11 protein-coding genes are annotated in these 12,019 nt (G+C 65.2%); 4 read left to right on the top strand and 7 right to left on the bottom strand.

The window, feature by feature from the left end; genetic code table 11:
- Positions 1 to 28: 28 nt before the first annotated feature.
- From B0G71_RS22225 to B0G71_RS22210, 4 genes are all read right to left on the bottom strand, one after another.
- Positions 29 to 1,108 (bottom strand): TrkA family potassium uptake protein, encoded by a 1,080-nt coding sequence (locus tag B0G71_RS22225; RefSeq protein WP_181916808.1) that lies wholly within the window; start codon positions 1,106 to 1,108, stop codon positions 29 to 31.
- Positions 1,109 to 1,202: 94 nt separating this feature from the next.
- Positions 1,203 to 1,454: a hypothetical protein gene (locus B0G71_RS22220; RefSeq protein WP_116144191.1), complete on the bottom strand. Its 252-nt coding sequence runs from the start codon at positions 1,452 to 1,454 to the stop codon at positions 1,203 to 1,205.
- Between the two features lie 98 nt (positions 1,455 to 1,552).
- On the bottom strand, positions 1,553 to 2,185 hold the full coding sequence (locus B0G71_RS22215; protein WP_116144189.1) for a C39 family peptidase: 633 nt from the start codon (positions 2,183 to 2,185) through the stop codon (positions 1,553 to 1,555).
- Positions 2,186 to 2,220: 35 nt separating this feature from the next.
- Positions 2,221 to 3,561 carry an FAD-binding oxidoreductase gene (locus B0G71_RS22210; RefSeq protein ID WP_116144187.1) on the bottom strand — a complete coding sequence of 447 codons (1,341 nt, stop codon included), beginning with the start codon at positions 3,559 to 3,561 and terminating at the stop codon, positions 2,221 to 2,223.
- Positions 3,562 to 3,825: 264 nt separating this feature from the next.
- Here B0G71_RS22210 and B0G71_RS22205 point away from each other — a divergent pair, with 264 nt between their 5' ends.
- The 3 genes from B0G71_RS22205 (at position 3,826) to B0G71_RS22195 (ending at position 6,572) form a co-directional block, all read left to right on the top strand.
- Positions 3,826 to 4,080: a helix-turn-helix domain-containing protein gene (locus tag B0G71_RS22205; RefSeq protein ID WP_106280678.1), complete on the top strand. Its 255-nt coding sequence runs from the start codon at positions 3,826 to 3,828 to the stop codon at positions 4,078 to 4,080.
- A gap of 2 nt (positions 4,081 to 4,082) precedes the next feature.
- Positions 4,083 to 5,423, top strand: a complete 1,341-nt coding sequence (locus tag B0G71_RS22200) for a type II toxin-antitoxin system HipA family toxin (protein ID WP_116144186.1) — start codon at positions 4,083 to 4,085, stop codon at positions 5,421 to 5,423.
- A gap of 294 nt (positions 5,424 to 5,717) precedes the next feature.
- The gene (locus tag B0G71_RS22195) at positions 5,718 to 6,572 is read left to right on the top strand and encodes a helix-turn-helix domain-containing protein (RefSeq protein WP_116144184.1); all 855 of its coding nucleotides are present in this window, start codon (positions 5,718 to 5,720) and stop codon (positions 6,570 to 6,572) included.
- 81 nt (positions 6,573 to 6,653) lie between these two features.
- Here the strand turns inward: B0G71_RS22195 and B0G71_RS22190 are convergent, their stop codons facing one another.
- Positions 6,654 to 8,504, bottom strand: coding sequence for an ATP-binding protein (locus B0G71_RS22190; RefSeq protein ID WP_116144182.1), 1,851 nt, complete (start codon positions 8,502 to 8,504; stop codon positions 6,654 to 6,656).
- Positions 8,474 to 9,016 (bottom strand): molybdopterin-dependent oxidoreductase, encoded by a 543-nt coding sequence (locus B0G71_RS22185; RefSeq protein WP_116144179.1) that lies wholly within the window; start codon positions 9,014 to 9,016, stop codon positions 8,474 to 8,476. Before B0G71_RS22185 ends, B0G71_RS22190 begins: the two co-directional genes overlap by 31 nt.
- Positions 9,017 to 9,287: 271 nt before the next feature.
- Here B0G71_RS22185 and B0G71_RS22180 point away from each other — a divergent pair, with 271 nt between their 5' ends.
- Positions 9,288 to 10,235 (top strand): phosphoribosyltransferase, encoded by a 948-nt coding sequence (locus B0G71_RS22180; protein WP_116144177.1) that lies wholly within the window; start codon positions 9,288 to 9,290, stop codon positions 10,233 to 10,235.
- Between the two features lie 16 nt (positions 10,236 to 10,251).
- On the opposite strand, the gene B0G71_RS22175 is transcribed toward B0G71_RS22180, so the two are convergent.
- Positions 10,252 to 11,946 (bottom strand): ATP-binding domain-containing protein, encoded by a 1,695-nt coding sequence (locus B0G71_RS22175; protein WP_116144175.1) that lies wholly within the window; start codon positions 11,944 to 11,946, stop codon positions 10,252 to 10,254.
- Between the last annotated feature and the right edge of the window lie 73 nt (positions 11,947 to 12,019).

Below are 12,019 nucleotides of genomic sequence, written 5' to 3'. Positions count from 1 at the left end.
GCTAGCAGGCGGCGGGCGTCTCATTCGGCTACCGCGACGACTGGATCAGCATCAACAGATCGCCCGCCTCGATCGGACACGGCTCGTCTTCGTAAAACGACAGCACGCGCCCCGCGCGCACGAGACCCACCACCACCGCGCCCGGCAGCGCATTGCTCCAGCGGCCGATCTCCTGCGCCGTCGCGCGACGTTCGACCAGGTTGACACGGCCGCGTGCCGATAACAGGTCGTTCACGAAGGGCACGATGTATTCGCTGTCCACCGCGTCGGCAAGCAGCAAGCCGCCGATCTTGGTCGACGAGACGATCACGTTCGCCCCGGCCTGGCGCAATTGCCGCTGGTAGGTCTGCTCCTGAATCCGCACCACGATCTTGGTCTGCGGCGCGACGCTGCGCACGGTCAGCGTGAGCAGGATCGCGGTGGCGTCGTCGGTGACGGCAATGATCACCGCGCGGGCGATCTGCACCTGCGCCTGCTGCAACAGATCCTCGCGCGACGGATCGCCGAGCAGGCCGGCGACGCCGAGCGCCGTGGCCGCTTCGAGCGCCGCCTGCTGCGGATCGATCACGACGATCGATTCCGCGGCGAAACCGCTTTCCAGCAACTCGCGCACCGCGACCGAACCGCTCAATCCATAGCCGCAAATCACGACGTGATCGCGCAACTGCTTTTGCAGGCGTTTCATGCGGAATTCCTCGATGACGCGTTGAATGACGAACTGATAGGCGGTGCCGAGAAACACGAACCAGATGACGATGCGGATCGGCACGATGAAAAAGGCGTCGATGAGCCGCGCGCGGGCGGTCACCGGAACGATGTCGCCGTAACCGACGGTGGCTACCGTCACCATCGTGAAATACATCAGATCGACGATGCCGAGGACTTTGCGGTTGGCATCGCGCAAGCCGTCCCGATCGAGATAGAGCACGGCGAAGGCGAGCACGCACAGGCCGACCACCAGATAGACGCGCTGCAGCAGCATGCGTTGCGGGGACGCTGCTGGCCGCGTGAACAGCGTGCGGGCGCGCGGCGCCTGCCACGGCGTGCGGGCGCGGCGCGGCAAACGGAAGCGCGGCAGACGTGGCTCCGGCTTGGGCGATTCAGGCACGCGGCGGCTCCCGCAGTCGATGACAAGCGATTCTACGACGCCGGACGCGCTGCGGGGCCGGATCGCGACAGCGGGACGTTAAACCGCCCTGCCGTCACTGCGTCGTATTTTTATCGCTGCCCTTCTTGCCGCCTTTGAACATCGCGCGGCATGCCGGGCTCAGTTCATCGACGTGCTGCTTCATGCAGGCAGTGATCTTGTCTTCGTTCGGGATGTCGGCGGCGCAAAAATGCATGGCGTCGCCCCGGCAGGCCTTGGTCTGTTCGTCGCGGCTGGCCGCAGTCGCCGTGGCAGCGGAGCCAAGAGCAATCAAGCTGGCAGCAAGGAGGGCGTAGGTTCGTTTCATGGCGGTTCCGGTAGCACTAGAGTCGATACCGCGTATCAGCAGAAAACGGGCCCAATCACCCCTTTCACCGTGCGACAAAAAAACGCCGCCCGCCGCGGCTAGCGCGCGACCCGGCTGAGCGTCATGCCGCGTCCCGCGTAGAAACGCGTCATGGTGTCGAACGGCAGATACACATCGGCCTGATGCGGCGCGATACCCGAGGGATTGTGGAACCACACGCCATCGCGGCCGCGTCCGTGCAGCAGGATCAGATGACCGCCCTGGCGCTGATTGGGCCGCTGGGGATAACGGATCTCCGGGCTCACGGAGACGATTGCCAGCGTCTCGGCGTTCAGGCGCGCGGCCATGTCTTCGAGCGGCGCTTGCGGCAGCACGTCGACCCGAACGCCGAACGCGGCGGCCACCCACTCGGCGAACGGCCGGTAAATCAAACCGTCGACGCCGCCATCCTCGCGCATGCGGTACACGCCATGCCGCAACGCTTCGTCGAGCAGCGCGGCGCGCGGCGCGTGATCAATGCGCCAATAGTCGAGCACCGACTCGAGGCACGTCAGACCGCACAGCCGCTTGGCCCAGAAGCGGTAACGCTCCGGATCGGAGAAGCCGCTGCGCTGCCAGCCGGGATCGGCGCACGGGTCGCTGTGCTGCTCGACGATCCGGCCGACCCATTCGGGACTGCCCCATTGCGTGTAGTACGGCACGCCGATGTGGCGCAGAGTCGCTTCGTTCATGGGTGGTGCGAGAAAAGGATTGCGACAGAAACTTTTTACAGCATGCTGCGAGGCCGTTGCATCGTGCCGTCGAAGAAACGCTGCAAGCGGAACGCCGACAGATCGAGCGACGCCTGGCCGCCGTCGTTCAATTCCGCGAGCAGTTTGCCGACGATCGGTCCCATCGCGAAACCGTGGCCGCAAAAGCCGGTGGCGATGGTCAAGCCGCTGACCTGCGGCGGCGCGTCGATCACCGGAATGCCGTCGGGCAACACATCGATCAGGCCGGCCCACGATTCGACCACCTGGGCGTCTTTCAACGCGGGAAACAAAGCGCGCAGTTTTTTCAACGCCCGCGGCGCGTGGCCCACGTTCGGCTGCGCATGCGGGTCACGCGGATGCAGCACACGCTCGTGTTTCGGCACGCCGCCCGGCAAACGCTCGCGCAGATCACGCAGGCTTGCGCCGTTCAGGTGGAAGCTGAACTTCTCGCGCTGCGCCCACAACTCCGGCAAGAACCACTTGAGCGCGCGGAAATGACCAAGCGTCATGTCGACATCGACCTGCATGTCGTCGGCGAGATTGATCGCGCCGTTCGCGCGCTGCCGCACGCCGAGGCCGTGGCCCCAGAACGTCGACGCGGTGATGCGCGGCAGCGGATTGGTGCGCATGCAGGTGCCGCGCACCGCCTGCTGCGGCAGTTCGAGCCCGAGCGTTTTGAGCAGACGCCAGCTGCTCGCGCCCGCCGCGCAGATGAAGCGCGAAGTGCGCAGCGGGCCGCGCTCGGTGATCACGCCGGCAATCGCGCCGCCCGCGCGTTCGACGCCGATCACGCCGCAGCCTTCGAAAAACAGCGCACCGGCTTCCCTCGCGCGCGCCGCAAAGGCCGCTGCGGCGCGGCGCGGTTCCGCCTGGCCGTCGCTTGGCGTGTAGAGGCCGCCGAGCGCCGGCGCGTGCATGCCGGTCACGACCGTGTCGATCTGCTTGCGGTCGAGCGTGCGCGTGTCGAGGCCGTGCTGACGCGCGACGTCCATCCATTGCCGGAACGAGGCCCACTCCTCTTCGCCGGTCGCCACGTACAGACAACCGCCCTGACGCCATTCGAGGTCGAAATTCAGCTCGCTTTCGAGTGTTTTCCACAGCGGGATACCGGCCATCATCAGCGGCACTTCGGCGGACTCGCGGCCCTGCTGACGCACGAATCCCCACGCCCGCGACGACTGCTGCCCGGCAATGCGCGACTTTTCGAGCACCACCACCGAAAGGCCGCGGCGCGCCAGATAGTAGGCGGCCGCACAACCCATGATGCCGGCGCCGGCGATCACCACATCGGCGTGCTTCGGGAATGCCTGGTCGGCGGAAGTGAGGTTCGCGTGCAGCGGGTAAGTCGTGGTCATCAGGGCGGGCAGGTTTTAAGTGTGGGCGTAATCTTCGCAGGCGGCCTGCTTGTCCGCAATGCCGCGATGGCCGATGACCGGCGACGCAGGCGGACAAAGACGCGCGGGGTGGCGTACGCGCTAGCTTCACGCCGTTTATTCGCCAGCCGCATATTTGCATTTTATTCGCGAGACAGATATTAGTAAAATATGCGCGACACGAATATTTGACAAATATGCGTCTGACGCATAAAGTGCATTTATTCGTGTCACAGATAAATTGCCATGCTGAATCTCATCGCCACACCGGACCAGGTCGCCCGGCTGCTTGCCGCCAGCCGGCGGCAAGCCGGCCTCACGCAGGCCGAGGCGGCGGCGCGGATCGGCGTCAGCCAGAGCCGCATCTCTGCCTTCGAAAGCGACGCCGCCGCTCTCACCCTCGCACAATTGCTGGCCTTGTGCGGCGCCTACGGTCTGCAGCTGCAACTGCGCGACAAGAGCCAGACGCTGCCCGGCCCCACGCCATTGATCGAGTGGTGAGCATGGGACGGCAAACTCACTCGCGCGCACTCTCGGTCTGGGCCAACGGCGAGCGCGTCGGCGTCTGGCGCCTGCCCGCTCGCGGCCCCATGGAATTCGCCTACGAGCCCGCCTGGGTCGCATCGCCTGCGGGACGGCCGCTGTCGCTGTCGCTGCCGTTCACACCGGGCGATCTGGCGCACAAAGGTCCGCGCGTGCTCAACTATTTCGACAACCTGCTGCCCGACAGCGAGGCGATCAGAAAGCGCATCGCCCAGCGCTACCAGACCGAGACACTCGATGCGTTCGATCTGCTGCAAGCCATCGGCCGCGACTGCGTGGGCGCCGTCCAGCTGCTCGCTGAAGACGACGTGCCGCAAGGCGTCGAACGGATCGAGGGCACGCCACTCACGGAGGCCGAGATCGAGGCCATGCTCGCGCGCACGGTCAGCAACCCGGCTTTCGGCGCGCCCGACGAGGCGGACGAGTTCCGCATCTCGCTCGCCGGCGCGCAGGAAAAAACCGCGCTGCTGTGGCATGACGGCAAATGGCAGCGGCCGCACGGCGCCACGCCCACCACGCACATTTTCAAGCTGCCGCTCGGCCTGGTCGGCAACAAGCTCGCCGATCTCAGCACTTCGGTTGAAAACGAATGGCTCTGTCTGCGGATTCTGCAGGCTTACGGCCTGCCTGTCGCCAACACGGAGATCATGACGTTCGGCAAGCAGCGGGTGTTGAGTGTCGAGCGCTTCGACCGGCAAATGCATTCGAGCGGGCAGTGGCTGCTGCGCCTGCCGCAGGAAGACTTCTGCCAGGTGTACGGCGTGCCGTCGCATCGCAAATATGAAAACGAAGGCGGCCCGGGCGTGCTCGACCTCGCGCGAGTTCTGCAGCAGTCGGTCGAGGCGCGGCAGGACATCGAGACGCTGCTGGCAAGCCAGATTCTGTTCTGGATGCTGGCGGCGCCGGACGGCCACGCCAAGAACTTCAGCATTCGCCTGCTGGCGGGCGGCCACTATCGCCTCACGCCGCTCTACGACGTCATGTCGATCTGGCCGGTGGAAGGCAGCGGCCCGAACCAGTGGTCGTGGTTCAAGGCGCGACTCGCCATGGGCATGTGGTCGCGCAGCAAGCACGACGCGTTTCGCGAGGTGCAGCGGCGCCACTTCAACACCATGGCGGTGAAGTGCTCGTACGGCGCGGACGCAGAGCCGCTGATTCAACGGTTGATCGAACAGACGCCCGGCGTGATCGAGCGGGTCTCCGCAGAATTGCCCGAACGTTTTCCGGCCAGAGTCGCCGAACGGATTTTCAAAGGCCTGAAAAACTCGGCGGCGAAGCTCGGCAAGATGTCTGCTGGCTAGACGTTTCGTGCGGCCGGCATCGCCTGACATATTTCTCTTTAGATGCAGCGAGGTTTCATCGGTAAAATACATTGATGCTCAATGCATAAAAAGATCGCCAAACCGGTTTGTTTCGACTCTCGCATCGACGGACCAGACGGCGATCGTACAAAACGACAGACTGCGATACTTTTTACGGTACATTTGCTGTCCCCTGCGACGCCGCGTCTTTGCGCATTGCATGTGCATGGTCGCGCTATGCCTGTCGTATCGCACTCCCCCAGTACCCTTTAAGACGGCGGATTCTCACGCAGCATGGCCAACGAAACACACTCACCTGACTCCATCGCAGTCGCCGAGCGCGTGCGCGAGTTGATGAGCCGGCACGGAATCGGCAAACGCCAGCAGACCACGGAGCTGTGCCGCATCCTCGATCTGAGTTTTTCGCAGGGACACCGCAAGTTGCGCGGCAACAGCCCGTGGACGCTCTCGCAAATCAAGAAGGTCGCCGAGGTGTTCGGCGAACCGGCCGCCCAGCTATTCGGCGCGCAGTCGCTCGATCCCGGCATGGTCGGCGCGATCGCCCAGGAAGCCGTGTTCAGCATCGGCGCGATCGAACTGGCCTGCACGGCCTGGGTCGGTGCCGCGCTCGAGGCCGGTAGCCGCCCGGAATTTGTCGCGTACTCCCGGCTCGGTCAATGGCGCGTGGCACGCCACGACGGCACGCTTTACCAGAGCGCGTACGAGGTCCACAAGATCGAGATCTATCCGCGCCGCGCCGAAACCGACAAGCCCACCATCGCGGTAGTCGACGACGACCAGGCGAGCGCCGACAACCTGCGCGACTACCTGGAGCGCAGCGGCTTCGCCGCGGTGGCGATCTACGGACTTTCGGCCTTTGCCGACCAGTTGCAAACCCAGGTGTTCGACGGCATCGTGATCGACTGGCTGTTCGGCACGCAGACCTCGGCGGCTGCCATTCGCGCAGTGCGCGCCTCGGAAAATCCGGACGCGCCGATCTTCGTGCTGACCGGTGAATTGCTGACCGGCAAGGCCAGCGAATCGGAGATCAGCCAGGTGATCCGCAATTACGACGTCGCGTGCTATGAAAAGCCGGCACGCATGGCGATCCTGGTTGCCGATCTGTCGAAGCGGCTGAACCGGCCTTAGCGGACCCACCCGCGCCGGCAAACGGCTGAAGGCGTGTGCTCAGGTTGATGCCCACCTTCGCCCGGCCACCCACGCTTCGCCTCACGCCATATGCCGCGAAGCGAGCGCCCGCTGCAACGCGCTGCGGAGCTCCTCGTAATGTACCGGCTTTAATAACGCATCGAAGAACGGCTGCGAGCCGCCTTCCTCTTCCGCCTTCCCAGTCACTTCTGCCTCCGGCGCATACGCGCTGACCACGATCACCGGCACGCCCGCGGACGGTCCGCCCCGCTTGGCAAAGTCCGCGAGAAACGTATAGCCGTCGCGCTCGGGCATATGCAGATCGAGCAACACCACGTCGCAACGGCGCGTGTCGAGCCAGGCGAGCGCATCGTCGGCGGTGGCGACGGCGTGCGCGTCGAAATTCATGTGCGCGACCATTTCGCTGAGCGACTCGCGGATCAGGCTGTTGTCGTCGACGATCAATACGCACGGGCGCGCGCCGCCAGGCTCGGCGCGCGTCGCGACATCTTGCGGTTGCGCGGCGGCGACCGGCGTGACCGGAATCGTCACGGTGAAGGTGGTGCCCTCGCCGACCTTGCTCGCCACCTCGACGGTGCCACCGAACAGCTTGACCAGCCCCTGCACGATGGTCAGCCCCATGCCCGCGCCTTCGAAACGGCGCGTGCGCGACGCGTCCAGCTGGGTGAACTCCTGAAAGATGAGTGGAATCTGCGCATGCGGCACGCCCGGCCCCGTATCGCTGACGACGAAGACCAGCAGCGCCGGCCGTTGCCGCAACTGCACGCGCACGGTGCCGGTTTCTGTGTAGCGGATCGCGTTGGTGACGAGGTTGTTGACGATCTGGCGGATGCGGTGCGGATCGGAATCGACAAGGCCGCTCATGCCGGCCGCCTCGCTCTCCAGTTGCAAACCGCGTGCGGCCGCCGACATCGCGTGTTCGTCGACGATCGACGCCAGCAGTTCGCGCGGCTCGAAATGCTCGTGACGCAACTCGAGCTTGCCGGCGCCGAGCCGCGCGTAGTCGGTCAGATCCTTCATCTGCGCCTCCAGATGCCGGCCCGCAGTTTCGAGCCGCTGGATCACCTTGCGGTCCGCCTCGGAGTGATAGTTGAAGCCCAGCAATTCGATCGACGACACGATCGCATGCAATGGCGTGCGCAGTTCGTGGCTGATCATGCCGAGAAACGCGTCCTTGGCGTGACTCGCCTCGCGCGCGGCGCGGCTCGCCTGGTGCTCGGCCTCGAGCGCCGCGTGCTGCTGATGCATCAGGCGTGTACGGCGCCGGCCGTTCAATACGAGCAGCAGCGTCGCCGCCGCCGACAGCAACAGCAGCAACAGGCCGCCGGCGAAAAGCATGCGGCGCTTGTTGATGAAGTCGCGGTTCATCGCCTCGCGATCGGCGACGTCGGCAAAGCGGCGGCTCAGCGCGAGATCGTTGACCTCGTTCCAGTGCTGACGCAGTTGCGCGACGATCTGGTTGGCCTGGCTGCGGTCTTTCGGCAGCGCGTCGACTTCGGGTCCGATACCGCCCAGAAGTTGGTCGAGCGAATGGATTTCATCCAGTTGCCTTTGCAGCAGCGAGAGCTGGGTGGTGAGCCGGCGCGTGGAACCCGCCATCACGTGCAGCTTGGATTGCAGCAACTGATAACGCAGCATCAGCCGCTGATAGTCGTCGTCGACGCCCGACTGATACAGCAGTAGCTGATTCTCAAAGCGCGCGTAGGCGATTTGCAGTTGCGCGGCGTCCCAGTAGAAGCCGTCGTACGAACCGGTCAACTGCTCGGTGGCGCGCGGGTTGAGCAGATTCGCGTACAGCAGATAGCCGATCGCGCCGACCGGCGCCGCGAGCGCGGTCAGCCAGATCAGCACGTAGAACGCACGGCGCCACGAACGGCGCATTATTTGACGATGAGGGCCTTGATCTGCCATACGAATTTCGAATCGCCCGAGGCACCCGCGAGTTCGTCCGGGAACGCATCGCGCGGGTAGATAAGGAACAGCGGCCCGAAGTCGCTGATCTTCAGACGCCGGCCGTTCATGCTGTACGCAACGACCACGCCATAGCGATCGCAGTCCGACACCGGAATGGTGTAGGTATAGTCGTCGAGCGTATGGATCTCGACCTGGGTGCCATTGGCGCCGACTGTCTTCAGAATATCCGCCAGCAACGGTCCTGTGAAGGTGGCACGCGGCGTCCACGTGGTCGAGGTCGTGATCGAGTGGGCCGGCAGCGCGAGCAGTTGCGCTTCGGTGAACTGGTAAGTCTTGTGCGCGGCGTCGGTAGTCTTGCCGATCTTGCCTTGCACGTCGAGCGATAAAGGCGTGGGCTCCGGCTGCGCCTGCGCGCTCCAGGCGGCCAGCGCGAGCACGAGGCCCGCGGCCCAGCGCGCGCCCGTAACGGCGCGTTGTCGGTCATACACCCTGGCGGTCGACTTGGTCATGTGCTTTTCCCCGTTATCTATTCTTCTGGCGGGCGGCTTGAAAGTCGCTGGCTCGCCGCCCGTTGGCCTTGTTTCTTGTCCCTTGCGCCGGACGCGGTTTCGCGTCGCGCGTCGGGTTACCGCGCGTCACCCCGACGCGCGATCTTTGAACCGCATGCATAATATCGCCAAAATTCTTTGTCTCAAAAACGAGGGCTCCCAGCCGCTTGAGCACCACCGGCCGCTCCCGTGCCAGAGACGCTCGCCCTACACGCGCCACGCCCTACGAGTCATGAACAAGCCGGTTTTGCCCCTGACGTACGAACAACTCGATCACTGGATCGAATCGCTGCAGCCGGCCTTGCTGGCCGAGCGCTTCGCGATGGCGATCGGCATTCTGCGCGGCGGCGCGCCGCTCGCGCTGATGGTCTCGCACGCCGTCGGCACGCCGGTCGCCTTTCTGCGCTACGACCGCCTGACGCGCACAGTCGCCTGGGATTCGACGCTGCCGATCCCGCCCGCGGGCTCGACCGTGCTGCTGTGCGAGGACATCGCCGGGCGCGGTTTTACGCTGACCGATTGCATTGCGTTTCTTCAGCAGCAGGGTCTCGTGGTCAGGACGCTGACCGGCGCCGTCGACGAATTGAGCCGCACGCAGCCCGACTATGCGATCGACGCGCGCGGCTACTTCGCGTTGTTTCCGTGGGAGCGCCAGGCGTACACCGAGCGATATCGCGACGACTGGGCGCGCGTCGAATCAGGCGCCGCGCCCGCGATGGCCGACGATCACGAATACGCCACCTACGCGATCGACCTCGACGGCATTCTGCTACCCGACGTGCCCCTCGCGCGTTACGACGAAGATCTCGCCGCCGCGCTCGCCGAGCGCGACGCGCTGCTGCCGTTCGAGGAGTTGCCGGAGATTGACTTGCAGCAGGTACGCACGATCATCACCGGCCGGCCCGAGGCGGATCGCGCGCGCACCGAAGCATGGTTGACGCGCCACGGCTTCGGTCATCTGCAACTGGTGATGCGCACGCCCGACACGCACGATGAAAGCCCCACCGGCAGCGCCGCGCACAAAGCCGCGGCCGCATTGCGCGGCGGCGTCACGCATTTCATCGAGAGCGATCCGGTGCAGGCGCTGCTGATCGCGCAGCAAGCGCCGCTCTTGCGGGTGATCTGGTGGGACGCGCACACGCAAACCGGCATGCTCGTCGGCGCGCGTGCGTGGTCATGATCCAGGCGTCCGGGAGCTAGACCTCTTTCGCTTCCTTCACTTCGCGGCTGTCCTTGCCGTCGCGCACATGCAGATGCCGCGCGGCGCGCTGCGACGCAACCACGATCAGCTTCATCGTGGCGCGCGTGGCGCCGACGAACAGCTTGCGCGCGATGCGTTCGTCGAAAGCCTCGAAGTCGACCTCCGTAAAGATCACGCATGGCGCCGCCTGCCCCTTGAAGCGGTAAATCGACTCGAACAGCACGTCGCCTTCACGGTACTCCGGGTTGCCGAACAGATCGTACGTGCCGGTGAAACTGCGCAGCCGATGCGGCCCGAGGTGACCGAGCGCGCTCATTGCCGAGCCCTCGCGTCCGCGAAACGACAGCACCACGATGTCCTGCTTGCGAAAGCCGAGCGAAAGCGCCTGCGTGATCGCGCGCTTGGTGGCCTCGATGCTGCCCTCGGCGGCATTCGCTTCGTCGTAGACCGAAAGCGAAATGTCGGAGCCGTCGAACGGACTGCCCGACGCGAGCGCGGCGGCGACCGGAACCGAAGCACCGACCACGTCGCGCACGTAATCGAGAATGTCGCGCGGACTGCGATAGTTGGTGGTTTCCTTCAGCGTGGTCCAGCCGGGCAGCGCGACGGGCTCGCGCATATACAGATTCTGCAGCGGGTCTTCGAGCCACCACCACGCCGCGTTGGGGCGCAATAGACGCTCGAGTGCCGCCACCCACGGCTGCTGGAAATCTTGCCCCTCGTCGACGATCAGCACGTCGAATTGCCAGCGCGGATCGATCGGTGTTTCGGCGAACGTGGTTTCGAGCTGATCGAATACGTCGCCCGCCTGAAAATCCGGCGCGCGGCCCGCGTCGCGCGCAATCCAGTCGCAGAGCTGGTGATAGTTCGCCACCTTCGCTTCGGACGGCGCGACTCGCGCGATGTGATCCGCCAGCGGCCGGTTGAAGCACACGTATAGCGGCGTCTGGCCGCGCGCCACCGCGTCCTTCATGACCTGCACCGCGAGTTGCGTCTTGCCCGAGCCGGCCGTGCCGATCACGCGCAGCCGGAACGGCGCGAACTCGAGCCGCCGCGCCCAGGTCGCCAGACCGCCCGCGAGCCGCGTGACGAGCGTGCCCGCCTGGCCGACCAGCGCGCTGGCGTCGGGGCTGAGCGCCAGTTCGTCGGCGAGGAAGTGATGGATTTTCGGCGCGCAGGCAAGACGCGGCTCGTCCGCCGGCAAGGCTTCGCGGATGATCGCCGCGAGCCGGTCTTTACGCGTTGCATCGACGATCCGCGCGGGGTTCACGCCGGCGATCGCCGCGTCCTTGACGATGTGGTCCGGACAGTACAGCAGTTCCTCGACGAAATACGTGCCACCCCCAAACGCGGCGGTAAAGCGCCGATGCAAGCTTTCGATGGTGTGCGCGAGCGCGATCGCCACGTTGCGCTCGGTTTGCAGATAGACCTTGACGAGCCCTTTCGGCGTTTCGCGCAGAAAGCCGGTTTTCTGTTCGACGATCATCACGCGTCCGGCCGGACTGACGATCACGAAGTCGGCTTCGCCGAACACCGAGAAGTTCTGGTTCAGGCGCGTCCAGTGCACGCCGTGATAGACGGTGTAGCCATCGGGCAGCGCCTCTTCCAGCAACGCCAGCGTTTCGCGTTCGCGAGCCGCGGCGCCGGTCGCGGCGAGGCTCTTCCAGTCGTCGGGAACAATGCGGGCCATGCGTGCCTCGTCGGATTCGGGTGGGCTCATTGTACGCAACGCGCATGCATTCCCCGAATCGCTCCGGGGCGTC

The sequence above is a fragment of the Paraburkholderia sp. BL27I4N3 genome, from assembly GCF_003386115.1.
Classification (GTDB): domain Bacteria; phylum Pseudomonadota; class Gammaproteobacteria; order Burkholderiales; family Burkholderiaceae; genus Paraburkholderia.
Note: the sequence above shows the minus strand (reverse complement) of the source record. Positions and strands in the feature narration are given on the sequence as shown.